Here is a 23,192-nt window from a genome sequence, read left to right on the forward strand (position 1 = left end):
GTTGCTCAGCGAAGTTCCGTGGCGCGTGTACCGATGTCGAGGAACTCGACGATGGAGGTGATGTCGGCGTTGTAGACGAAGCCGCGTGTGGCTTCGCTGACCCGGTGGCCCTGCGAAGCGGCGTAGGAACGCATGTGACTGGGCAGCACGCTCGACATGTGGAAGAGCAACCGGGAGTAGGTATCGGGGAGGTCGCCTTCGCTGTCCGGGAACGTGACGGGAGTGCCGCTCGCCCCGGATACGTGCAGGTTAAAGAGGAGAACCGACCCGTCGGCGGTGGCATGTGAGGCGAGCCCGATGGCCGCGCTGGTGGGATCGCCGTCGGTGGACTCACCGTCGGTCAGGTTGAGGACGATGGGCGGGAATCCGCCCGGGTGCTCGTCGACCCAGCGGGCGACAAGGGAGTCGGCGTAGCCGAGGGCGCGAGTCATCGGGGTGCCGCCGTTGGTCACCGGGTCCATCCACACGGGGAACTGCACGGTCGTCTCTACAAGGCCACCAGCGCCGTCCGGCACCTTCTTCGTACGGCTCTCCAAGCGGGCGGGGTTGTTCGCGATCTCGCTCAGCGGTACGAGGTCCCGCCCGGCGAGCGCGCCGGTGAAGGCGGAGCCGACTTGGGTGTGGCCGTAGCCGATCACCGCGACGTGGAAGTAGTCGCGGACGCCCTCTTCCTTTGCGCACTTGACCGACAACTCGGTCAGCAGCCGGTTGATGGCATCCGATACGACCTGGGCGCGCTGCTGGACCATCTCGCCGCTGCCGATGGGATCGCTCATCGACGCCGACTGGTCCACGAGGAAGATGAAGCAGCCAGGATTGGTGCGGCTGATTTCGGCGGTGTACGGCATCTCGGCGACCCGGCTCCTCTTGCGCGACGGGGGCCCAACACCACGGCATGGGATGCGTGCGAAAACCTGACCCCCCAGGGAGACCGATCGTAGCGCCACCGTGCTGTTCAGTGACCGGAATCGGAGGAGATCGGCTGCCGTCTCCCTCTCTCCCGCGGCAGCGGGGACGAGCACCCTCTGTCGTCTCCTGCTGGACGGTCGAAACGTGTATGCCGGCTGTTCTGGCGTCCCACGTGCTGGGGGAGCTGACAGTACGCTGAGTTCAGCGGGATCGGGCCCGCCCGCATGGTGTCCGGGAGGTGCGTCATGACTGCCGAGATGGCAGCCCCTGCGTGGATGCACGAGCAGATCACGGCGGAGCAGTACGACTCCTGGTCCGAGGAGCAGTGTGCGGGGATCGAGATCGTGGACGGGATGGTCGTTGTAAGTCCCAGTGCGCCCAAGCGCCACAACCGGCTTGCTCGGATCCTGGCGAATGCCTTGGAGGCGGCTGCGGGGCCTGACTGGAACGCCGATACCGACTTCGATGTCCGTCTCCAGGACGTCCCGCTCACGAATCGGCGCCCGGATGTCGTTGTGTACCGCGCGGACATGATCGACGTCACGCCCACCCGTCCTGAGCACGTGCTCCTGGTCGTGGAGGTTGTCTCACCGGGATCGGAGACCACCGACCGGATCGTGAAGACGGACCAGTACGCCAAGTCCGGTATCGCCTTCTACTGGAGGGTCGAGCAGGCCGCCACCGGCGTCCCTCTCGTGTACACATACGTTCTGGACCCTGCTGCCAGGGTCTACCGGGACGGGGAAGTGTTCACCGGCGTCGTCAAGGTTTCGGCGCCCTTCGCGGTGGAGGTCGGCCTCGGCAGGGTCTGACCCCTTCTGTAGGCGACCCGGTTTGCGTGAGCGGACTGGGTGACACCAGGGTGGACCAGCCGTCAGGCCGATCAGGGCTGCAGGCCTCGGATCAGGACTCACTCGCCGTGACCTGGGGGCTTTCTCATGCCCTGGGACGGGGTGGGCGTGTGGGCCCCAGAAGCGTGGGCGGTCGTGGACGCAACGTTCTCGAACCCGCCGGGCGGCGGGGGTCGAATCGTTCGGGCAGGTGATGTGGGGTCCCGTTGCCGCTGCCTAGGCTCGCTCCTGTGACGTGACTCGACCACGCGTCGTCCCCAGGAGGGCTCCCATGCCGCAGCACCAGCTTTCACTCCCGGCCCGTCTGTACCTCCTCGCGTGGAACACGGACAAGCAGAAGCTCACCGGCACCGACACCATCGGCTACGTGGTGCGGGCCGGGGCGCTGGCGGAGCTCGCGCTGCGCGGGCTCGTCGCCGATGCCGGTGGCAGGCCCGCCGTGGGCGCGGGGGCGTCGACGGGAGAGCCGGCGCTCGACGAGCTGGCCGAGCTGATATCCGGCTCCCGGCCCCTGGCCTGGAAGGGCTGGATCAACCAGGGCGTGAAGCCCACCCTCACCGCCGTGCGGGAACAGCTCGCGGAGGCCGGCCATCTGAGCCTCGACACCCACCGCCTCGGCGGCATCGTCCCCGTGACGACCGTGAACCTGCGCCTCACCGAGGCGGGCGACACCATGCGGCATCAGGCCGTGCGGACGCTGCGCGGCCAGGAGCCCGCCGACGCGCTGCCCGACCGCGACGCCGCTCTGATCACGCTGGCCGCGGCGGGCGGCCTGCGGACCGTCGTCAGCGAGGCGGACAGCTGGGCGTACCGGCAGCGGCTCGCGGCGCTCGCCGGGCGCGGCGGCCCGGCCTTCGAGGTGCTGCGCAGGATCCTGCCGGAACTCCGCGAGACGGTGGAGGTCGCCCATGCGGGGTGAGTGCCCCGCCCTAGAGTGACCGGGGCGCTGAACCGTCCTGCTGGACGTCCTGACGGAGGAGAGAGCGTGATCCGCGTAGTCGTGGTGGACGACGAGCAGCTCGTCCGTTCCGTGCTGCGCCTCATCCTGTCCTCCGCGGGCGACATCGAGGTCGTCGCGGACTGCGGCGGAGGACAGGCGGTGCCCACCGTCGTCGCCCACCGGCCCGATGTGGTGCTCCTCGACATCCGGATGCCGGACGAGGACGGCCTGACCGTGCTGCGCGGACTGCGGACCGCCCTCGCGGGACGGCTTCCCGCCGTCGCGATGCTGACCACGTTCGACGCCGACGAGTACCTCGGGCCCGCCCTGCGGCTCGGCGCCACGGGGTTCCTGCTGAAGGACACGGAGCCGGAGCAACTGGTCCGGTCCGTAAGGGTGCTGGCCGGCGGGAGCAGTGTGCTGGGCCCCGGCGTCACCCGTACCGTCGCCGACCACTACACGGACCCCGCGCCCGCCGGCGACCGACAGGCCGTGCGGGCCGTCCAGTCGCTCACGGCACGCGAGCGGGACGTGCTCGCGCTGCTCGGCGAAGGGCTGTCGAACCTTCAGGCGGCCGAGCGGCTGGGGCTCGCGGGCAGCACGGTCAAGGACCACGTCAGCGTGGTGCTCGCCAAGCTCGGTGGCGTCAACCGGGTCCAGGCGGCCGTCATCGCCGACCGCGCCGGGCTCGTCGGCCGTGCGCACTTCGGGAGTACGCACCTCGACCGTCCGCACCTCGACCGTCCGCACCTCGACCGTCCGCACCTCGGCCGGCCGCACCTCGGCCGGCCGAACCTCGGTTGCGGAGAAACGGGTTGAGCGCTCTCTCGGCGTCGTCTCCGGCGTGGCGTCCGGCGTGGCTTCCGTCCTGGTTCCCGGCCCGGCTTCCGGCGTCGCTGACCACGGTCGCCCCGGTCGTCGCGTGCGGAGTCGAGGCGGTGCTCGTCAACGGCGTCCTGCCCGGCCCCGAACTCGGGTCGGCGCTGATCGCCGCCGCGGCCCTCCTGCTGCGCCGCCGCCTGCCGGTGACCGTGCTGCTCGCCACCCTGCCGGGGCTCTACATCGGTTACGCCGCCTTCGCCCCGCTCATCGCCCTGTACACCGTCGCCTGCCGGCGTGCCGACCGCCGGCTCCTGGTGCTGTGCGCGGCGCTGGTCGCCGTCGCGCACCTCGTGCCGTACCCCCTCGCCGTCGACCTGGTGCCGTCCCCGTCCCGGGAGCTCGCGCTGCGGGTCATCGACGCGTTCGTGAGCGCCGGGGCGCCCGTCGTGTTCGGCCTCTTCGTCACCACCCGCCGCGAACTCGCGGGCCGCCTGGCGGAGCTCACCCGCTCCCGGGGCCGCGAGGACCGGCTGCTCGCGGAGCGGGTGCTCGCCACCGAACGGGTCCGGCTGGCCCGCGAGATGCACGACGTGGTCGCCCACCAGGTGTCCCTGATCAGCCTCCAGGCGGGTGCCCTCAAGGTGGGCGCCCGGGACCCCGTGTCCCGCGACGCCGCCGTGACGATCCGCGAGCTGTCCGTCCGGACCCTCGTCGAACTGCGCCAGCTGGTGGGCGTCCTGCGCGCGGCGGGCGGGAACAGTGAGCAGCTCAGCCCGCAGCCCCGCCTCTCCGACATTCCCCGGCTGATCGAGAGCGGCGGGGTCGCCGTCGACTGCGACATCGCCGAGGGCCTGGAGGACCGGTTCCCCGAGGCCGTGGAGCGGGCCGTGTTCCGTACGGTCCAGGAGACGCTGACCAACGTACGCAAGCACGCTCCCGGCGCCCGGACGGCGATAGCGGTCCGGGCGGAGGCCGGAGGGCTGTGCGTCGAGGTCCGCAGCGGCCCGCCCGATCCGACGGTCCCGCCGCTGGACCTGCCCCACGGCGGCCACGGCCTGATCGGTCTCCGGGAACGGGTCCAACTCCTGGGCGGCGCCTTCGAGGCGGGGCCGACGCGGGACGGCGGCTTCCTGGTCAGCGCCTGCCTTCCCCCGACCGCAGGGCGGTGAACGGCCGGCTCGTTCCGACAGGTGGGCGCCTGTGGCGGGCGCGAGCGGGAACCCCGTACAACACCACGAGCAACCAACCGGTACGCGGAGCGAGAGGGCAGCATGAGCACCACCACAGAAGCCACCGGCGAGCCGTCGGACACGGGCGACCTCGCCGTCACCGAGCGGACCCGGCTGCGGCGCATGCGGGAGAAGGGCAGTCACCGGCGTGCCGATCTGGACGCCGTGCTCGCGGCCGGCTTCCTCTGCCACCTCGGCGTTCCCGTGGACGGTACGACGATGGTCGTGCCCACCGCGTACGGCGTGGACGGCGACGTGCTCTACGTCCACGGCTCCGTCGCCAGCCGCAGCCTGGTCCAGGCGCCCGACACCACCGTCTGCGTCACGGTCACCCATGTCGACGGACTCGTCCTCGCCCGGTCCGTCTTCGAGCACGGTGTCAACTACCGCTGTGCGATGGTCTACGGCATACCCCGGCTCGTGACCGACCCGGAGGAGAAGCTGCGCGGACTCCGGGCGCTGACCGAGCAGAGTTCGCCGGGTCAGTGGGAGTACGTGCGACAGCCCAGCCGCAAGGAACTCGCCGCGACCTCCGTCCTCGCGCTCGATCTCACCGAGGCCTCGGTGAAGACCCGCAGCGGCCCGCCGGACGACGGCGACTCCGAGGACGCGGCCCTCGGCCTGTGGGCGGGGGTGCTGCCGGTGGTGACCACGTTCGGCGAGCCGGTCACCGACCCGGTGCTTCCTCCGGATCTCGCGCCGCCCGCTCATGTGGCCTCGCGTGCGGGGAGTGTCCTCGGGGCGTGAGCCGGAGGTCCATGCGGCGCAGGTGGTCCGCGTCGGACAGGGCGTCCAGAGAGGTGATGCGGCCGTCCAGGACCGTGAAGGCGAGGACCATCTCCGGTTCTCCCTCCGCGATCTCCGGTTCTCCCTCCGCGGGCCATGCCAGGCCTGCCGCCCCGTCCACCAGGGCTTCGGCAGCCGTGGCCGCCCGGCCTGCCAGGGCCTCCGCGACCGCTGCGGGGCCGTGCGCGCCCGTCGCCCCGGCCCGTACGGCCGCGGCGTCGGCCCGCAGCACCACGTCCGGGTCCAGGAGGGCCGTGAGGGCGGCCGCGTCGCCGTTCCGCGCGGCGGTCAGGAAGGCCCCGACGACCTCCCGCTGACGGGGCAGGTCCTGCTCGGGCATGTCCTCCGCCTCCCGCAGCCGGTGCGCGGCGCGGGCCGCGAGGCGACGGGTCGCGGCCGGGGTGTGGTCGAGGACCGGGGCGATCTCCTCGTACGGGACGGCGAACTCGTCGTGCAGCACGAAGGCGAGGCGTTCCGGGGGCGTCAGCCGGTCCAGGACCGCTTGCGGCGGTTGCTCGGGGCCGGTGCGGTCGTGCCGCGGCGTCGGTTCCCCCGCGGCCCAGGGGTCCCATGGGTCCCAGGGGTGTCCGCGGTGCGTCTCGCGCGCGCGGAGCCGGGCCAGACAGGCGCGGGCGACCGCGGCGACCGGGTCCTCCGGCCGCCGCCAGGTCGTCCGCGCGTCCCGCACCGCCTCCTCGGCCTCCGTGGAGGTGCCGAGCAGGCGGTGAGCGACCGCCCGCAGACGCGGGCGGTCCTTCTCGAAGAGGGTCTCCGGCACGGGGGCGACCTCCTCGGTGATCTCCGTCGGTTGCCTGGTCAGTCGCCGTGCCCCGTGCCTCCGCTGCCGAAGCCCCCGCTGGAGATGCCGCCCCACTTGCGCTTCTCCTCCGACGGCGGCTCGGGGGACGTCTCCGTGCCCGAGGTGCCGGAGCCCTTGAGCTGGTAGGGCATGAGCCGGTGTTCGCCGTCCGTCTGCGGCATCTCCGCCGGCCTGCGGTATTCGGATGTCTCGCCCGGCGGCCGCTCGGTCTCCGGCCGGTGCGGCTGTTCGTCGGGCTTGGGCGGCCGCGACTCGCGGTCACGGACCCGGAAGCCGAGCCAGACCGCTCCGATCAGTACGAAGACGACGACGAGTCCCGCGAGGAACTGTCCGAGTCCGGACTGCCAGACTCCCGCGGCCAGGGTCTGGGCTGCGCTGAGAGTGTTCATACAACAGGATTACCCGGTTCCACTTCTTTGGATGCATCGAGCGGTACACCTGCCCCGGTTTCCCCGACGAGCCCTGAAACATTTGCCCGGCCCCGCCGCGTCAATGAGGTGTACGGCGACCACAGCACGTGACCGCGAGGGAAAGGAGGGGCATGAGAAAGTCCCGCGCGGACGAGTTCCAGGAGTTCGCCTCCGCACGCACGGGCCATCTGTTCCGCTCGGCATGCCTGCTGACCAGCGGCGACACCCATCTCGCCGAGGACCTCACACAGGAGACGCTCGGCCGGATGTACGCCCACTGGGGCCGTATGGCCAGGGTCGGGAACCCCGCGGCGTACGCCCAGACCGTGCTCGTACGCACGTTTCTCAGCCACCAGCGGCGCCGCTCGGCCACCGAGCGCCCGCTCGGCGAACTGCCCGACCGCGCTCCCGACACCGGCGAGGACCCGGCGCTCCGGGTCGCGCTGCTCGACGCGCTGGCCCAGCTCGCGCCCAAGGACCGGGCGGTCGTGGTGCTGCGGTACTGGGAGGACCGCAGCATCGAGGAGACCGCCGACGCCCTGCACGTCAGCTCCGCGGCGGTACGGACCCGCTGCGTGCGGGCGCTCGGCAAGCTGCGGCAACGGCTCGGCGGCAGCCTGACGGAGTTCGCCGCCCGCTGAGCGCGGCCGCTCCGCCCCTCGCCTCGTTTCTCCGCTTTCTCTTTCCGCTCTCTTCCGCCATCCATCACCCCCGACCGGAGACGGTGAATTCGACATGCCCCAGAACGTTGACCCCCAGCACGAGGGTTTCGAGGAGGAGCTCGGCGCGGTCCTGCGCCGCACCGGCGACGGCTTCGCCGTCGACGACCGGCGCGAGCTGGTCGCGGGCGGCCTCCAGCGGGGCAGGCGCCGCCTGGTCCGCCGCCGCCTCGCCGTGACCGGCGGCGCCCTCGCGCTCGCCGCCATCGGCATCGGCGGGGTGTACGGAGGCTCGCTGCTCTCGCCCGTCGGCGGGTCCGAGCAGGTCTCCGTCGCGGGGCCCAGGCCCACCGCCGACCCGGCCGGGCCCGAGGAGGGCAAGCCGGGACTGGCCGAGATCCCGGTCGAGGAGCTCGCGACCGTCCTCAAGGCCAACACCCCGGCCGGGACGTGGGAGATCGACAACCTGGGTGGCACGGGCCAGTCCGTCGCGGGCGTCTACGACGACGGCAAAGGCAAGGCGGGCGTCACGGTCGGCCTCTTCCGCGCCGGCGGCACCGCCGAGTCGGGCGCCGGGCAGGTGACCTGCCCCTCGATGGCCGACGTCCCCCACGACGACTGCACCAGCGAGCGACTGCCGAACGGCGCGCGCCTCATGGTCTTCCAGGGGTACGAGTACCCCGACCGGCGTGAGGAGACGAAGCACTGGCGGGCGGTCCTGCTCACCAAGGACGGCTTCCTCGTCGACGCGAGCGCGTACAACGCCGCCGCCGAGAAGGGCGCCGAGGTCAGCCGCGAGAACCCGCCGTTCACGCCCGCCCAGATGAAGGCCCTCGTCACAGCCGACGCCTGGAGCCCGCTGCTGAAGCGACTCGTCGCCAATCCGTCCAAGAAGCCCGGCGACACGAAGCTGCCTCCGGCGCCGAGCGGTACCGCCGTACAGGCCACCCTGCGGAGCCTCCTGCCCGAGAGCCTCACCATCCACGGCAAGAACGCGGGTGACGGACACGCCCACCTCGTCGTCGACGACGGCAAGGGCCTCAGCTACGTCGGGGTCGACGTCCAGCCTTCCGCCAAGAAGTACGCGGGCGCCCTCTTCGGCGGTGCGGACGTCGTCACCCTGCCCGACGGCCGCAAGGTCAAAGCCACCAAGCAGCCCGGTGAGAAGGGAGGCGCCGGCGTCGTGTGGTGGAGCGTCGACACGATCACGCCGGAGGGCTTCCGCGTCGTGGTCTCCGCCTTCAACACCGGGGCACAGCACGAGGACGCCACGCGCGCCGAGCCGGCGCTCACGATGGAGCAGCTGAAGGCGATCGCGCTGAGCCCCACGTGGCGGAAGCTGCCGCTGAAGTAGCCGCCGAGCATCCGGAAGGGGCGTGCCCGGGGAGGTTCCGGCGCACGTCTACTTCGCGTCCGCGTACCGCTCGACCGTGGCCGTCGTGAACGGGAACCGCACCGGCGTCTCGCCGAACGCGATCCGGCCCGCCTCGTCCCCGGCGCCCCGGATCGCCTCCGTGACCGCCTCAGCCTCCTCCGCGGGGCAGTGCACGATCACCTCGTCGTGCTGGAAGAACACCAGCTCCGCCCGCATCCCCGTGAGGGACCGCCGCAGTGCCGCCAGCATCAGCAGCGCCCAGTCGGCCGCGCTGCCCTGCACCACGAAGTTACGGGTGAACCGGCCCCGCGCCCGCGCGTTCCCCGATGCGTACCCCGGCGTGAACTCCGCTTCCGCCGCCTCCGGTTCGCCGCCCTCCTGCGGCAGGCCCGCCTCCTCGTCCTCGCCCGCGCCCACCGCGCGCGGGCTGGTCCTGCCCAGCCAGGTCCGTACGAGCCGGCCCTCCTCGCCCGCCTTCGCCGCGTCGTCGACATAGGCCACCGCCCGCGGGAACCGGCGCCGCAGCGCCGCCAGGTTCTTCAGGCCGTCACCGCTGGTCTGCCCGTAGATCGCGCCGAGGAGCGCGAGCTTCGCGTGCGCGCGGTCGCCGGAGAACGCCCGGTCCGACAGCCGGGTGTACAGATCGTCGGGGTGCCCCGCCACCTCCATCAGGCCCGGGTCGCGGGAGATCGCGGCCAGCACCCGCGGCTCCATCTGGTCGGCGTCGGCCACCACCAGGCGCCAGCCCGGGTCCGCGACCACCGCCCGCCGGATCACCTTCGGGATCTGCAGGGCCCCGCCGCCGTTGGTCGTCCAGCGCCCGCTGACCGTGCCCCCCGGCAGGTACTCCGGCCGGAAGCGCCCGTCCCGCACCCAGTCCTGCAGCCACGACCAGCCGTGCGCCGTCCAGATCCGGTACAGCTTCTTGTAGGCGATCAGCGGCTTCACCGCCGGGTGGTCCAGCTCCTCCAGCTCCCACCGCCGGGTGGATCTCAGCCGGACGCCGGCCCCCGCGAAGGCCTTCACCACATCGGCGGGCAGGTCGGGCCGGACCCGGCGGCCGAACGCCGCGGACACCTCGTCCGCCAGCTCGGCGAGGCGGCGCGGCTCGCCCCCGCCCGCGTACCGCTCGCCCAGCAGCTCGTGCAGCAGGTCCCGGTGCACGTCCGCCCGCCACGGAAGCCCGGCCCTGTGCATCTCGGCGGCGACCAGCATTCCCGCCGACTCGGCGGCCGTGAGCAGCCGCATCCTGCCCGGGTGCTCCGCCCGGTCGTGGCGGCGCAGCTGCTCCGCGTAGACCGCGAGGAGGCCGTCGAAGGGGACGGAGACGACGGGACGGGGCTCGAAGAGGGAGTCCTGTGAACCCGGCTCGGCGCCCCGCTGCGGCGGATCGGGCGGCACCGGCCCGTTGTGCAGGCGCGCCCAGGCCGCCGCCGCCGAACGGGGCTCGCCGAGCCGCCCCTCGTGCCCCAGGAGCAGCTGCTCGGCGTCCTCCATGTCGTAGCACCGCTCGACCCGCACCCCGGCGGCGAGCAGCCGTGGGTACACCTCGGCCGTCGACCGCCACACCCAGCGGGCCACCTCGGGCCGGGCCCGTACGGCCGCCACGAGGTCCGGCTCCCGCCGCACCTCACCGGCGGGCAGCCCGTCCGGTCCGAGGGGCACGAGCAGCGCTCCGTCCCCCTCGGCCTCGGCCGCCAGCGCCCACCTCTCGCTCATGGGTACGAGTCTGGCACCCGCCACTGACAGCGCCCCGGAGGCAGGCCCTGCGCCGCCGGGAGGGCACGCCCTGCGCCGCCCCGGAGGCAGGCCCTACGCCGCCGCGTGGAACAGCGCCGCCGCCTCGCCCCGGGAGTTCGGCCGCGTCCACGTGCGGGACGAGGGGGCCGAGGGCGGCCGACACCGTCGGGAGGATCTCCCCCAGCGGCTGCCGGATGATCTCGTACGCGGTGGCCAGCGTGAGCGCGTCCATACGGGGAGCGTACGGGGCGAGGGGCGGGTAGCGGCTGGTCTTCCGGCCAGGTGGTACTGGCCGTTGGGAGGGCTGGGAGCGGGTGTCCGAGAGCGCAGTCTTGGGCTCGTCGAAGAGATCGACGAGCGGGATGCGTGAACAGGCAGCGCTGGAGGCTGAGATGGAAGCGATCGTGTACGAGGAGTTCGGTGGCCCCGGGGTGCTGCGCCACACGACCGGTGTCGCCGTGCCGGAGCCCGGCCCCGGCGAGGTCCGCGTCAGGGTCGCGGCGGTCGGGGTCAACCCGGTGGACTGGAAGCGCCGTCACGGCTGGGTCGAGGAGTTCTACCCGACGACCTTCCCGGCCGTCCCCGGCCTGGAGTTCGCCGGCACCGTCGACGGACTCGGCGAGGGCGTCACCGGTCTCGCCGTGGGCGACGAGGTCCTCGGCTGGACGAAGACCGGCGCCTACGCCGAGTACGCCGTCGCCGGCATCGTCGCCCCCAAGCCGGCCGGGCTCTCATGGGAGGCCGCCGCGAGCCTCCCGGTGGCGGGGGAGACGGCACAGCGCGTCCTGGACCTGATCGGCGTCCGGGCGGGCGAGACGCTGTTCCTGCACGGCGCCGCGGGTGTCGTCGGTTCGGTGGGCGTCCAGCTCGCCGTCGCGGCCGGGATCACGGTCGTCGGCAGCGCGTCCGAGGCCAACCACGCCTATCTGCGCGGGCTCGGCGCGATCCCGGTGACGTACGGGGAGGGCCTGGCCGAACGGGTGCGGGCCGCCGCCCCCGACGGCGTCGACGCGGTCTTCGACGCGGCCGGGCACGGTGTGCTGCCGGTCGCGGTCGAACTCCTCGGCGGGGAGGACGCGGCGCGGAAGGAGCGGATCGCGACGATCGCGGACGTGGAGGCGGAGAAGTACGGGATCGCGTTCTCCGGGGTGATGGGCGACCCGGACGCCGTACGGGCCGGGCTCGCGGCCCATGCCCGCCGGGCGGCGGAGGGCACCCTCGCGGTCCGGCTCGCGGACACGCTGCCCCTGAAGGAGGCGGCGCGGGCTCAGGAACTGAGCGAATCGGGGCACGTGCGGGGCAAGTTGGTCCTGATTCCGTGAGGGCCCCCGACAGGTCGCGGTGGACAGGTGAGAGGATCCGTCCGCCGTGACTGCCGGATCCGCGCGTGGAAGGTGCGAACGACGATGATGTACGCGATGTCTCTGGGGGACGACGGCGCGGAACTGCGCCCGCTCGAACCGTGGCAGGCCGAGGAGTTCCTGGCGCACATGGACCGGGGACGCGAGTTCATCGGCGCGCGCAACGGACTCCCCGACGTCGTGACCGACCTGGAGTCGAGCCGCGCCTTCCTCCGTACGTACGCCGAGAAGGCGGCCGCCGACACGGGCCGGATCCACGGCATCTGGTCCGACGGCACCCTCGTCGGCGCGGTGATCCTCCGGACCCTGGACACCCGCGCCGGCAAGGCGGAGGCGGGCTGCTGGCTGGAGCCGGCGGGTGTCGGCAAGGGCCTGGTGACCCGGGCGGCACGGGCGCTCGTCGACTGGGCGATCGAGGTACGGGGCATCCACCGGGTGGAGTGGGTGGTGGCCTCCGGCAACGGGCCCAGCATCGCCGTGGCCCGACGCCTCGGCATGACGAGGGACGGCGTCCTGAGGGAGGACTACTCCTACCGCGGAAAGCGCCACGACATGGAGGTCTGGTCGGTCCTCGCACCGGAGTGGCGGGCGGCGAAGTCCGAGTCCGCGGCGGTGGCCAAGGCCTGGGGCGCCCCGGGAGACGTGGGCGGCGCATAGCGCCGTGCACGCGCGCGTGGGCCGGGCGTTCGGCGGATCCGTGCGCGTATGGCGCCGCGCACGCGCGCGTAGGTGGGGCGGTGACCCGGCTCCGACCCCGGTCACCGCCCCGTCCGTCCACCTTCGCCGGTCAGCGGGTCAGGCGCCACGCGGGGAGGGCCGACGCGGCGACCGCGACCGTCGCGCACGCCCCCGCCGCCGCGCCGACCGTGCCCCAGGGGAGGGCCAGGGCCACCGGCGCCGACAGGGCGGCCAGGCCCGCGCCCAGGGTGCCGAGGACGAGCGCGGTCACCGCGAGGCCGAGCAGCGTGCCGATCGCGACGGCGAGCGTCGCCTCGCCCGTCACGACCCGCAGGATCTGCGCCCGGGTGGCTCCGGCGAGCCGCAGCGAGGACAGTTCCCCGCCGCGTACGGAGGTCGCCATGAGCAGCGTGTTGGCCAGGCCGATCACCGTGTAGACCAGGGCGATCCCGAGGACGAGGATCATGCCGAGACGGTTCTGCGGGTTGCCGCCCTCCCGGTGGCTCGCGGCGGCCCACGCGTCGGCGGACCTGACGGTGCCGCCGCTCGCCTCCAGGGCCCTGACCGTGGCCGTACCGCCGCCGCGTGCGTCGATCCGGTCGGGGGCGGAGCCGGGCGCGTTCGCCCGGGTGACGTACGGCCCGTTGTCGCCCGTCCCCAGGGCGAGGACGGCCGCCACCCGGAGCCGTACAGGTCCGGTCCCGTCCGCGCGCCAGACCTCGACGGTCTGGCCCACCCGGTGCCGCTCGAACTCCTCGTTGACGACGATCGACCGGTCGTCGAGGTCCCGCAGGTCGCCGGCGACCACGGGCAGCCGGGCCAGGCCGGCGAAGGCCGCCGGGTCGGTCACCGCCCGCGCCTGGTACTTCACGACGGCCTCGGCCCCGTCCCGTACGAAGACGGAGGTCGTCCCGGTGGCCGACACGAGGGCCCCGGGCGGGGCCGTCACCGGCCGCAGACCGTCGCCGGCCACGACGTACTCGGCGGCCGTCTGCTCCCGCGCCTCGACCCCCTTCGTCCGCGTGACGCTCGTCGCCGAGCCGAAGAGCGTCCCCGCGAGAGCCACGGTCACGAGGACGGGCGCGGCGACGGCTGCGGTACGGCGTACGGAGGCCGCGCTGTTCTCTCGTACCAGCGTCCCCACCGCGCCCCGCAGCCGAAGGAGCCGGGCCACCGGCCGGACGAGCAGCGGCGAGAGCAGGGCGACACCGGTGATCAGGAGCATCGGAAGGGTCGTGTACGTCTTCCGCTTGAGCAGCGCGGACGGGTCGGTGGCGTACGTCCAGACCAGGAGCCCCAGACCGGACAGGAACAGGCCCGTACCGAGGAGGGCGCGGCCGAGCGGCAGGGTGTCGGCGTCGACGTCCGCCTCGCGGAGCGCCGCCGTCGGGCCGACCTTCCCGGCGCGCCGGGAGGCGGCCACGGCGCCGACGAGGGCGACGGTCACACCCGTCCAGAAGGCGGCGTGGAAGGGCCAGGTCGCCCCGCCGACCGCGAACCACGCGGGCGCCAGACCGCCGTCGACCAGGGATTTCGCGAGCAGGGGCGCCCCCAGGGCGCCGAGCGCGCACCCGGCGGCGGAGGCGAGTACGCCGAGCACCGTGGCTTCGGCGAGGAGGAGCCGCCGGATCTGTCCGGGGGTGGCCCCGGCGGTCCTGAGCAGCCCGAACTCGCGCCGGCGCAGTGCCACGGCGAACGCGAAGGTGGACGCGACGACGAAGACCGAGACGAAGGCGGTGACACCGCCGGAGGTGCCGAGGAGGGCGTTGAGGGCGACGAGCGCGGAGGCGTCCCGCTCGGGGCCGGGGTCGGCGCGGACCCGGTCGGCACCGGTGAGGACCTGGGCGCGGTCGCCCACGAGGGCCCGGACCTCGGCGGCGGGGGCGTCGACGCCGACGGCGTCGGGGCGGCCGGAATCCGAGGGGGTGACCGTCCAGCGGGCGCGCAGCTCGCGGAGCACATCGTTGTCCACAGGCTGTGGACGGTCGAGCCGCCGCTCCACGGACACGGTCGACGGCCCGCGCCGCACGTCGAGCGTCAGCCGGTCCTGACCCTGCACCACGACGGGCGAGGAGGCGAATCGCTGGGGAGAGCGTTCGGGCGCGTGAAAGGTGGCGGAGAGGCCGAGCCCCATGGCGGCGAGCAGCCCGACACCGAGGGCGAGCGCCACGAATCCCCCGAGGAAGGAGGCCCAGCGGGCCCGGAGCCCGGAGAGGACGACGGTCAGCACGAGGACCTCCGGGCGGTGGTGGAAGGGGAGTTGACCGTTCCGAAGGAGGAGGTGGTGGTCGCTCCGGACGAGGCCGCGGTCGCCGTCGCCGTCCCCGTTCCCGTTCCCGTCCCCGTTCCGGTCTCAAGGGCCGTCATCCGTGCCGTGACCGTCTCCACCCTCGGAGCCCGCAGCTCGCCCGCCACGCGGCCGTCCACCAGGAAGACCACCCGGTCCGCGCGGGCCGCCGCCACCGGGTCGTGGGTGACCATGACGATCGTCTGCCCATCGCGGTCGACGAGCTCCCGCAGCATGTCGAGCACCTCGCGGCTCGTCGTCGAGTCGAGCGCGCCGGTCGGCTCGTCGCCGAAGAGGACGGCAGGCCGGGTGATCAACGACCGGGCGATGGCCACCCGTTGCTGCTGCCCGCCGGAGAGTTCGCCGGGCCGGTGCCGTTCCCGCCCCGCGAGCCCGACGCGGGCCAGCGCCTCCCGTACCTCCGTACGGGACGGGCGGCGGCCGGCGAGCCGGAGGGGCAGGGCCACGTTCTGCGCGGCCGTCAGGGCGGGCAGGAGGTTGAAGGACTGGAAGACGAAGCCGATCCGGTCCCGCCGCAGCAGGGTCAGCCGCCGCTCGCCGAGCCCTTCGAGGGACGTGCCGCCGACCTCGACCCGCCCTGCGGTGGGCCGGTCGAGCCCCGCCGCGCACTGGAGCAGCGTGGACTTGCCGGAACCCGAGGGGCCCATGACGGCGGTGAAGGTCCCGGCGTGGAAGTCGAGGTCGACGCCGTCGAGGGCGCGGACGCCCCGGTGGTGCCGGGTGAGCCCGCGGAGCCGTACGGCAGGGGCGGTGGCGGTGGCGGTGGTGGGGGCGGTGGCGATGGCAGCGGCAGCGGCAGCGGTCGAGGTCATGGCTCAAGCCAACCGTTTCCGCCGCCGCCGATCACGACCACTGCCGGGCGTCCGCGAGGTAGGCCTGGCCCTACCCCTCCCGTACGGCCTTCACGAACACGTCGAGCGCGTCGAGGGGTTCGCGACCGCCGAGCAGCGCCCGCAGATCGCTCTCGACGCCCGTCCCGTCCATGAAGCCGTGGGCGATGGCCGAGTACGTGCTCGCCAGCATCGGCACCTGGAAGGGCGCGGCCCCGGAGGCGGCGACGGCGGCGCGGGCGTCGGCGAGGGAGCCGGGGGCGTACGTGGCACCCAGGGCCGCCGCGAGGTCGGCGCCGCCGAGGGCGCGCTCGCCCACGAGCTCGTACACCCGGTTCCGGTGGGCGGCCGGTTCCGTCGCCACGGACACGGCGACGTCGGCGAGGTCGGCGCGGGCGACGGCGGCGAGCCGGCCCTCGCCGAGGGGGCCGGTGATGCGCTTGTCGGCGTCGGGCGTGGCGATCCAGGGGAGGAACTCGGCGTAGAGGCCGTTGCGGAGGATCGTCCAGCCGAGGGTGGTGGAGCGCCGCAGCCGCCGCTCGGTCCAGCGGTGCGCGAGCGCGTACGTGAGGTGGTCGCCGTCACCGGAGAGGCTCGTGTAGACGACGTGCCGGACGCCGGCCCGCTCGGCGGCCGAGATCGCGGCCCCGTGCCGGGCGACGACCGTGTCGTCCTCCCCGTAGCCGGCGGATATCAGCAGGAGCGTGTCCACCCCGGCGAAGGCCGCCGGAAGGGTCTCGGGCGCGTCGAAGTCGACGCGGCGGGTGCCGGGCAGGCCCGCGCGCGTACCGAGGACGACGTCGGCACGGCCGGCGAGCCGTTCGGCGACGAGCGAGCCGAGGGCGCCGGAGACGCCGGTGACGAGCAGCATGGATTCCCCCGGGGGTCGTGATGGCTGAGACCATCGTGGGGGGACGGGGAAGATCGCGGAAGGAGGCACATTGATGTCGGAGGGGCACACGGAGGTAACCACCGAGCCCTTGGTGAGCTGTGCCGAGGACTGCGGGGTACGAGACGTGCAGGACCGGCTCGGCGACAAGTGGAGCGTGTTCGTCGTCGTCGAACTCGCCGCCGGAGCGAGGCGGTTCAGGGAACTGCAGCGGCTGGTCACGGGCATATCGCAGCGGATGCTGACCCTGACGCTGCGCCGCCTCGAACGGGACGGCCTCGTCTCGCGGACGGTGTACCCGACGACGCCGCCGCAGGTGGAGTACGCGCTGACGGAGACCGGGCGCAGCATGACCCATCTGATCAAGCAGCTCGTGGACTGGTCGCTCGACCACCGCGCGGTGATCGCCCGCTCGCGCGAGCAGTGGGACGCGAGGGGCGCGGGAGGCGCGGCGACGGGCGCGGTGGCGGGCGAGGCGACGGGCACGACGAGGGGTACGGCGTGAGTACGGGCGACGGCGCGACCATCGGTGCGACGATCGGCAAGGCCTTCGAGGCGCTGTACGCGAGCGACGACGGGTCGCTCGACACGGCGGCGTCGCTGCTGGCCGCCGACCCGGGCGCGGACGCGGAACTGGCGGGGCGGGGCGAGGAGTTCCTCCGCACCCTGTGGACGAGGGGCTGGCAGCCGGCGGACGTCGTCCGGATGGCGCGCCGCGACCTGTCGGAGGAGCACGTCCGGGTGCTCGCCGGCCTGATCCGGTCCGAGACGGCCCGGTACGGGACGCTGCCGCGCCGCTGGCAGGCCCAGCTCGACGCGCTCGACGCCGTACCCGCCAGGCCGACGGACCGCTTCTCGTACGCGACGACCGTCCTGGAGCTGTACCGACTCCTGGTCCGGCTGCCGCGCCTGGACGCCGTCGGCCCCGTTCCGGGCGAGACGCTGCCGCCGCCGGCGGCCGGGGAGCCCCGGATGCTCAGCCGGATCAGGGCGCTGCTCGCGAAGGCGGAGGCGACCGGGTACCCGGAGGAGGCGGAGGCGCTCACCGCCAAGGCGCAGGAGCTGATGGCCCGGCACAGCCTGGACGAGGTGACGCTCGCGGCGGGGGCGCCGTCGCCGGAGACGCCGGGGGCGATCAGGATCGGGGTCGAGCCGCCGTACGAGCAGGCGAAGGCGATCCTCCTCGACGCGGTGGCGACGGCGAACCACTGCCGGGCGGTGTGGAACGAGGGGTACGGCTTCTCGACGGTGGTCGGCTTCGAGGGGGACCTCGACCCGGTGGAACTGCTGTACACGTCGCTGCTGGTGCAGGGGACGGCGGCGATGACGCGGGCGGAGGCGGAGCAGCGGGCCGGCGGACGCAAGCGCACGAAGTCCTTCCGGCAGTCCTTCCTGCTTGCGTACGCGAACCGGCTCGGCACCCGCCTCTCGACGACGTCCCGCCGGGTCGCCGCCGAGACGCCGACCCTCCTCCCGGCCCTGGCCTCCCGCGACCTCGCGGTCACCACCCGGACGGACGAACTCTTCCCGGAGACCCGCGCGACCCGGGTCAGGGCGGCCTGGGACGAGGCGGGCTGGACCCACGGCGCGTCGGCAGCGGACAAAGCGGGCCTACACCCGGGCCGCCGGGGCCTACGAGGCTGAGCGGGCCTACACCCGGGCCGCCGGGGCCTACGAAGGTGCCCCGGCCGGTCGGGGCGACCGGCGGGCCCCACCGGGCCCGCCGTGGCCTGCGCCCGGGGACTCGCTTCGTCGGGACGCCGCCGGGCCGCCGGGCCGCCGGGCCGCCGGGCCGCCGGGCCGCCGGGGCCTACGAGGCTGAGCGGGCCTACGAGGCCGACGGGGCCGGCGCGCCAGGCGGGGGGCCGCTGGGCGGTGGCCTGCGCCGCCGGGCCTGCCCCCCCCGGGTGGTTGTGGCGCTTGAGGGTCGTCCTGCCGAATGCCGCAGGGTCGACACCGACCAGGTCGCAGGCCTGAGCCGCCGGGGCCTGCCTCCGCGCTGCCGCGCTGCCGGGCTGCCGGGCTGCCGGGCTGCCGGGCTGCCGGGCTGCCGGGCTGCCGGGCTGCCGGGCCGCCGCGCCGCCGGGCCGCCGCGCTGCCGGCCCGCCGCGCCGCCGGGCTGCCGCGCTGCCGGGCCGCGCCGCCGCGGCGCTGCCGCGCTGCCGCGCCGCCGGGCCCCGGCCACCCCAGAGCCCACCCGGAACCCGCACCGCCCCGTGCGTCTCCCACCGGGGCGCGGCGCTTACCGGGGTCCGGCGATCGCCTCCCCCCCCGCCCCCGCCGCCCCGCGAGTGCCCGCCGAGTCCCTGCCCCTGGCGGGCCGCCCCGCCAGCGCGCGGGCGCCGCCCCGAGCCCCGGCCGGTGCCGTGATCGGCCCCGCCCCGTCCCGCCTCAGGCGACGTGGTCCCCGCCCCCATCCCCCCGCAACCCCCACCCGCCCCCGGCAGGGTTTCGGGAAGGGGCGGGGCGGGGGAAATAGATGGTTCTGCCCCGATCCTGGTTACGCTCAGGCCATGAGCTGGCTCCGGGCCCTGAAGGAGACCGCCCGCTCCGGGCTCACCGTCGAGCGGCGGCGGCTCGAGCCCGCCATCGCCGCCCGCGCCGCCCTCGGCCTCGCCCTCGTCGTCGGCTTCTCGCTCGCCCTGTTCGGCCCCGCCGTAGCCGTCTCCTCCGCCTTCGGCGCCTTCCAGGCGGCCATCGCCACCTTCCAGCGTTCCTGGCGCCCCCGCCCCACCCTCGCCCTCGCCTCGGGCGCCAGCCTCGCCGTGTCGACGTTCCTCGGCTATCTCACGGGCGCCCACCAGGCCTTCTTCCTCGCCCTGCTGCTCCTCTGGACGTTCCTCTCGGGGCTCGCCTGGGCCGCAGGCCCGACCGCCGGCATCATCGCCTCCTCGAACGTGGCGATGATGCTGGTGACGGTCACCCTCCCCACATCCGTCGCCACCGCCGCCGGCCACGCCGTCATGATCTTCGCGGGCGGTGTCGTCCAGGCCGCCTTGGTCGTCGTGCTGCCGGTCCGCCGCTGGGGCGCCCAGCGCGACGCCCTCGCGGACGCGCTCGCCGCCGAGGCGGACTACGCCCGCAGGCTCCGCCACGACCCGGTGGCCCCGTTCGACCCCGTACCGCTCATGACGGCCCGCAGCGCCGCCGCCGTGACGCCCCGGCAGGCCCGTCGCCGCCCGGCGGAACTGCACGGGGCGCGGGGTCTCGCGGAGCGCATCCGACCGGTGCTCGCCTCGCTCGCGGACCCGGCGGTCGGCGTGCCGGAGGAGGGCCCGCAACGGGCCCGGGTACGGGAGCTGCTCGCGGCGGCGGCAGCGGTGCTGGACGCCGCGGCGCACGCGATCCGGCACGGCGAACCGGTCACCCTCCCGCCGCCCGCCGTCGCCGTCCTGCGGACCCCGGACACGGACGCGATCCTCACCGGCCCGTCCCGCCGCGCCGCTCTCCGGCTCGCCGCGCTGCTCGGCGACGTCGTCGAGACGGCGGAGCCGAGGACAGAGACCACGGAAGCCACGGAAGCCACGGAAGCCACGGGGGCCACGGGGGCCACGGAGCCCACAGAGGCCACGGCAACCACTGCACCCACACAGCGCGGCCCCGCACCCACCCGCGCCCGCCCCACCCTCATCCGCCTGGCGCCCCTCGTCGTGGCGAAGGTGCGCGCCGAGCTGCGCCCGGACTCCCCGGTGCTGCGCCACGCGATCCGCGTCTCGGTGGTCACCGCCGCCGGCTACCTCCTCGGCGCGGTGCTCCCCTTCGGGCACGGCTACTGGGCGCCGATGGCCTCGGTGATGGTCATGCGCCCGGACTTCTCGCAGACGTACGCGCGCTCGGTGGCGCGGTTCGGCGGGACCCTGGTCGGCGTCGCCCTGGCGACGGCGGTGGTGCGGTCGGCGGACCCGGGCACGTACCTGTCGGCGGCGCTCGCGGTGGTGTGCGCCTTCGCGATGTACCTGCTGATGCGGACGGGGTACGCGGCCGGTCAGGTCTTCGTCGCCGCGTACGTCGTGTTCCTGCTCGGCATGGAGGGCGCGGGCCTGACCCAGACCGTTCAAGAGCGGGTGACGCTGACCCTGCTCGGCGGGGTTCTCGCGATGCTCGCGTACGCCGTCTACCCGGCCTGGGAGACGCCCAGGCTGCGCGGCCGGCTCGCGGACTGGCTCGCGTCCGTCGGCCGGTACGCGGCGGTCGTCACGGCGCGGTACGCCGATCCCGCTGGTTCGGCCGCCCCCGACGTACGGGAGGCGCTGCTCGCCACCCGTACGGCCAGGATCGCCTGGCAGGAGGCGGTGGAGCGCGCGACGCACGAGCCGGTCCGGCACCGGGGTCTCTCGCACGCGGCGGTGGAACAGGCCGACCACGCGCTCGCGCAGTTCGGGCGGGTGGCGATGCTCCTGGAGGCACACCTGCCGGAACACGACGCTCCGCCCCTGCCGCCCGCCGCGACCCTCGCGGAGTCCCTGCACCGGGCGACGGAACGGGGCGCCAAGGAGGTACGGGAACACAAGGAGCCGCACTGGGACGACCTGCGCGAGACGCTGGACGCCTGGTCGGACGACCCGCCGGACCACTTCCTGCTGCACAAGGGCGCCACGCTGCTCCTGGAGGCCCTGGACGAGGTCACGACGGCGCTGATGGAGTCCACGCGCGCGCGGTGAGCCCGGCGGCCCTGGCCGGGCGGCTCGTCGCCCGCGGGGCTGCGCGGAGCCACGCGGCCCGGCCGGGCGACGACCACCCCTCACCAGGACGCCTTGCGCACCCCCGGAAGGAACCCCGCGTGCGCCTGCCCCCTGACCCGGACCCTGGACAGGCCGAACTTCCGCAGGTGACCGCGCGGGCGGCCGTCCACGGCGTCGCGGTTGCGGATCCGGGTGGCGCTCGCGTCCCGGGGCTGGCGGTTCAGTTCCCGTACCGCCGCCTCGCGTTCCGCGGCGGGGGTGCCGGGGCGGCGGATTGCCTCCTTCAGCTCGGCCCGCCGCTCGGCGTACCGCGCCACGACCGCCTTCCGGTGTTCGTTGCGTGCGATCTTGCTGCGCTTGGCCATCAGACCTTTCCTCCGCGCGCCCGGATGCGGGCCACGGCGGCCTCGACGCCGATGGTGTCGACGGTCTTGATCGCGCGGGCGCTGAGGGTGAGCCGGACGTACCGGCCCTCGCCGGGCAGCCAGTAGCGCTTGTGCTGGATGTTGGGGTCGAAGCGGCGTGAGGTGCGCCGGTGTGAGTGCGAGATCCGGTTGCCGAATCCGGGGCGCGCTCCGGTCAGCTGGCAGTGGGCGGACACGGGTGACCTACCTCTCCGTCGAGACATTAGAAAATGGGAACCATTTTCATTTACTCTACACACCATGGCACGCAACGAACTCCGCCCCGTCATCAAGCTCCGGTCCACCGCCGGTACCGGATTCACCTACGTCACGCGGAAGAACCGCCGCAACGACCCCGACCGCCTCACCCTGCGCAAGTTCGACCCGATCGTGCGCCGTCACGTCGACTTCAGGGAGGAGCGCTGACCGTCCAGGGGTGCCCCTGTCGGCGTACCTGCACGGCTCTCGCCTACCGGTGGGTAGCACGCTGAGTGGCGTAGCCACTACGCCACCCCGCGTGCACGTGCATCTGCTCATGCATCGACCTGATGAACACGGCTATGATCCGAGGAAGTTGACTACTGCACCACGCAACTCGGGGAGCTACCAGTGCATCCTGCGCATCACGCGTACAACGGCATGGCGGCCACGGAGCTGCGAGGTGTCCAGTGGCAGAAGAGCAGGCACAGCAACTCCCAGGGATCCTGCGTGGAGTTCGCCAAACTGCCGGGGGGAAACGTTGCCGTACGCAACTCGCGTCACCCCGAAGGCCCCGCCCTCGTCTACACGCCCGCGGAGATAGAGGCGCTCCTGCTGGGCGTCAAGGACGGGGAGTTCGACCACCTGGTCTGAGCGTGCGCACGTGCGGACCGGACACGAGAAGGGCCCGGGCGATGTCGCCCGGGCCCTTCCCATGTCCTGCGGAGATCGCGTACTCACGTTCCGCTCAGGTCGTGCCCTGCTCCGGCCCGACCCGGAACAGCGCCCACACCACCTTGCCCCGCAGGGTTCCGGCGAGTGGGTGCCACCCCCAGCTGTCGCTGAACGAGTCCACGAGGAACAGTCCGCGTCCCGACTCGGCGGCGAAGTCCTCCTCGCCGGCGCGCGCCTCCGGGCTCTCCTGGCTCGGGTCGCGCACGGCGCACACCAGGCGCGAGGACCAGCGCATCAGGTGCAGCCGAACCGGTGGGTTCTGGCCTTCTTCCGGAGGCGCGTCGGCGGGCACCGCGTGGCGGAGCGCGTTGGTGACGAGTTCGGAGACGACCAGGGCCACGTCGTCGAAGCGCTCGGTGAGTTCCCAGCGGTCCAGCGTCGCGCTGGTGAACTTCCGGGCACCCCGCACGGCTTCGTACCGTGCGGGCAGAGCGCAGGAGGCGGAGGTGGAGACGGCGCCGGGATCGATCGGCGGAAGGCCCTGCCGTAACGGCTCGAGCACGGTCGATCCATTCGTCCCCATGCGAGGCACTCCCGGGAATCGCGACTGTGGTGCGACAACACGA

At 73.9% G+C, this 23,192-nt stretch carries 24 protein-coding genes; 14 read left to right on the forward strand and 10 right to left on the reverse strand.

Annotated features, from left to right (window positions below; genetic code table 11):
* Positions 1–5 precede the first annotated feature (5 nt).
* Positions 6–848, reverse strand: coding sequence for a vWA domain-containing protein (locus tag ACIA8N_RS31735; RefSeq protein WP_365781983.1), 843 nt, complete (start codon positions 846–848; stop codon positions 6–8).
* 306 nt (positions 849–1,154) lie between these two features.
* Between ACIA8N_RS31735 and ACIA8N_RS31740 the strand changes: the two genes are divergently transcribed.
* The 5 genes from ACIA8N_RS31740 to ACIA8N_RS31760 all read left to right on the forward strand — a co-directional run bounded on the left by ACIA8N_RS31740 (position 1,155) and on the right by ACIA8N_RS31760 (position 5,498).
* Positions 1,155–1,721 carry a Uma2 family endonuclease gene (locus ACIA8N_RS31740; protein WP_365781985.1) on the forward strand — a complete coding sequence of 189 codons (567 nt, stop codon included), beginning with the start codon at positions 1,155–1,157 and terminating at the stop codon, positions 1,719–1,721.
* A 310-nt stretch (positions 1,722–2,031) separates the two neighbouring features.
* Positions 2,032–2,679, forward strand: coding sequence for a GPP34 family phosphoprotein (locus ACIA8N_RS31745; protein ID WP_365781987.1), 648 nt, complete (start codon positions 2,032–2,034; stop codon positions 2,677–2,679).
* 66 nt (positions 2,680–2,745) lie between these two features.
* Complete coding sequence (locus tag ACIA8N_RS31750; protein ID WP_365781989.1) at positions 2,746–3,519, forward strand: response regulator transcription factor; 774 nt, start codon at positions 2,746–2,748, stop codon at positions 3,517–3,519.
* Positions 3,516–4,691: a histidine kinase gene (locus ACIA8N_RS31755; protein ID WP_365781991.1), complete on the forward strand. Its 1,176-nt coding sequence runs from the start codon at positions 3,516–3,518 to the stop codon at positions 4,689–4,691. The genes ACIA8N_RS31750 and ACIA8N_RS31755 overlap by 4 nt, the downstream gene beginning before the upstream one ends.
* Before the next feature lie 102 nt (positions 4,692–4,793).
* Positions 4,794–5,498 carry a pyridoxamine 5'-phosphate oxidase family protein gene (locus ACIA8N_RS31760; RefSeq protein WP_365781993.1) on the forward strand — a complete coding sequence of 235 codons (705 nt, stop codon included), beginning with the start codon at positions 4,794–4,796 and terminating at the stop codon, positions 5,496–5,498.
* On the opposite strand, the gene ACIA8N_RS31765 is transcribed toward ACIA8N_RS31760, so the two are convergent.
* A complete protein-coding gene (locus tag ACIA8N_RS31765; protein WP_365781995.1) occupies positions 5,419–6,315 on the reverse strand; it encodes a sigma factor-like helix-turn-helix DNA-binding protein in 897 nt (298 codons plus the stop codon). The two genes, ACIA8N_RS31760 and ACIA8N_RS31765, sit on opposite strands and share 80 nt — an antisense overlap.
* A 38-nt stretch (positions 6,316–6,353) precedes the next feature.
* Entirely contained in the window at positions 6,354–6,746 is a 393-nt protein-coding gene (locus ACIA8N_RS31770) for a DUF6479 family protein (protein ID WP_365781997.1), read from the reverse strand.
* A gap of 152 nt (positions 6,747–6,898) precedes the next feature.
* On the opposite strand from ACIA8N_RS31770, the gene ACIA8N_RS31775 reads away from it, so the two are divergent.
* Entirely contained in the window at positions 6,899–7,408 is a 510-nt protein-coding gene (locus tag ACIA8N_RS31775; RefSeq protein WP_030554463.1) for a SigE family RNA polymerase sigma factor, read from the forward strand.
* A 94-nt stretch (positions 7,409–7,502) separates the two neighbouring features.
* Positions 7,503–8,780, forward strand: coding sequence for a hypothetical protein (locus ACIA8N_RS31780; protein WP_365781999.1), 1,278 nt, complete (start codon positions 7,503–7,505; stop codon positions 8,778–8,780).
* A 48-nt stretch (positions 8,781–8,828) separates the two neighbouring features.
* Here ACIA8N_RS31780 and ACIA8N_RS31785 read toward each other — a convergent pair whose 3' ends face one another.
* Positions 8,829–10,520, reverse strand: a complete 1,692-nt coding sequence (locus ACIA8N_RS31785) for a bifunctional 3'-5' exonuclease/DNA polymerase (protein ID WP_365782001.1) — start codon at positions 10,518–10,520, stop codon at positions 8,829–8,831.
* 413 nt (positions 10,521–10,933) lie between these two features.
* Here ACIA8N_RS31785 and ACIA8N_RS31790 point away from each other — a divergent pair, with 413 nt between their 5' ends.
* A complete protein-coding gene (locus ACIA8N_RS31790) occupies positions 10,934–11,863 on the forward strand; it encodes an NADP-dependent oxidoreductase (RefSeq protein WP_365782003.1) in 930 nt (309 codons plus the stop codon).
* An 87-nt stretch (positions 11,864–11,950) separates the two neighbouring features.
* Positions 11,951–12,559 carry a GNAT family protein gene (locus ACIA8N_RS31795; protein WP_365782005.1) on the forward strand — a complete coding sequence of 203 codons (609 nt, stop codon included), beginning with the start codon at positions 11,951–11,953 and terminating at the stop codon, positions 12,557–12,559.
* Positions 12,560–12,689: 130 nt separating this feature from the next.
* On the opposite strand, the gene ACIA8N_RS31800 is transcribed toward ACIA8N_RS31795, so the two are convergent.
* The 3 genes from ACIA8N_RS31800 to ACIA8N_RS31810 form a co-directional block, all read right to left on the reverse strand.
* Positions 12,690–14,810 carry an ABC transporter permease gene (locus tag ACIA8N_RS31800; protein ID WP_365782007.1) on the reverse strand — a complete coding sequence of 707 codons (2,121 nt, stop codon included), beginning with the start codon at positions 14,808–14,810 and terminating at the stop codon, positions 12,690–12,692.
* Entirely contained in the window at positions 14,804–15,700 is an 897-nt protein-coding gene (locus tag ACIA8N_RS31805) for an ABC transporter ATP-binding protein (RefSeq protein ID WP_365782009.1), read from the reverse strand. The genes ACIA8N_RS31800 and ACIA8N_RS31805 overlap by 7 nt, the downstream gene beginning before the upstream one ends.
* Before the next feature lie 70 nt (positions 15,701–15,770).
* A complete protein-coding gene (locus ACIA8N_RS31810) occupies positions 15,771–16,589 on the reverse strand; it encodes an NAD(P)H-binding protein (protein ID WP_365782011.1) in 819 nt (272 codons plus the stop codon).
* 73 nt (positions 16,590–16,662) lie between these two features.
* Between ACIA8N_RS31810 and ACIA8N_RS31815 the strand changes: the two genes are divergently transcribed.
* From ACIA8N_RS31815 to ACIA8N_RS31825, 3 genes are all read left to right on the forward strand, one after another.
* Complete coding sequence (locus ACIA8N_RS31815) at positions 16,663–17,112, forward strand: helix-turn-helix domain-containing protein (RefSeq protein ID WP_365782013.1); 450 nt, start codon at positions 16,663–16,665, stop codon at positions 17,110–17,112.
* Positions 17,109–18,251, forward strand: a complete 1,143-nt coding sequence (locus ACIA8N_RS31820; protein ID WP_365782015.1) for a DUF2786 domain-containing protein — start codon at positions 17,109–17,111, stop codon at positions 18,249–18,251. The genes ACIA8N_RS31815 and ACIA8N_RS31820 overlap by 4 nt, the downstream gene beginning before the upstream one ends.
* An 869-nt stretch (positions 18,252–19,120) precedes the next feature.
* Entirely contained in the window at positions 19,121–21,268 is a 2,148-nt protein-coding gene (locus ACIA8N_RS31825; RefSeq protein ID WP_365784975.1) for an FUSC family protein, read from the forward strand.
* Between the two features lie 80 nt (positions 21,269–21,348).
* On the opposite strand, the gene rpsN is transcribed toward ACIA8N_RS31825, so the two are convergent.
* Complete coding sequence (rpsN, locus tag ACIA8N_RS31830; RefSeq protein WP_365784973.1) at positions 21,349–21,654, reverse strand: 30S ribosomal protein S14; 306 nt, start codon at positions 21,652–21,654, stop codon at positions 21,349–21,351.
* Positions 21,654–21,890: a 50S ribosomal protein L28 gene (gene rpmB / locus ACIA8N_RS31835; protein WP_030209322.1), complete on the reverse strand. Its 237-nt coding sequence runs from the start codon at positions 21,888–21,890 to the stop codon at positions 21,654–21,656. Before rpmB ends, rpsN begins: the two co-directional genes overlap by 1 nt.
* 64 nt (positions 21,891–21,954) lie before the next feature.
* Between rpmB and rpmG the strand changes: the two genes are divergently transcribed.
* Both rpmG and ACIA8N_RS31845 read left to right on the forward strand, forming a co-directional pair.
* Positions 21,955–22,119 (forward strand): 50S ribosomal protein L33, encoded by a 165-nt coding sequence (gene rpmG / locus ACIA8N_RS31840; RefSeq protein WP_030209324.1) that lies wholly within the window; start codon positions 21,955–21,957, stop codon positions 22,117–22,119.
* A 213-nt stretch (positions 22,120–22,332) separates the two neighbouring features.
* Complete coding sequence (locus ACIA8N_RS31845) at positions 22,333–22,545, forward strand: DUF397 domain-containing protein (RefSeq protein WP_030209327.1); 213 nt, start codon at positions 22,333–22,335, stop codon at positions 22,543–22,545.
* Positions 22,546–22,639: 94 nt separating this feature from the next.
* On the opposite strand, the gene ACIA8N_RS31850 is transcribed toward ACIA8N_RS31845, so the two are convergent.
* Positions 22,640–23,149, reverse strand: coding sequence for an ATP-binding protein (locus ACIA8N_RS31850; protein ID WP_030209330.1), 510 nt, complete (start codon positions 23,147–23,149; stop codon positions 22,640–22,642).
* Positions 23,150–23,192: the final 43 nt, after the last annotated feature.

The organism is Streptomyces sp. NPDC051822 (assembly GCF_044452745.1).
Classification (GTDB): domain Bacteria; phylum Actinomycetota; class Actinomycetes; order Streptomycetales; family Streptomycetaceae; genus Streptomyces.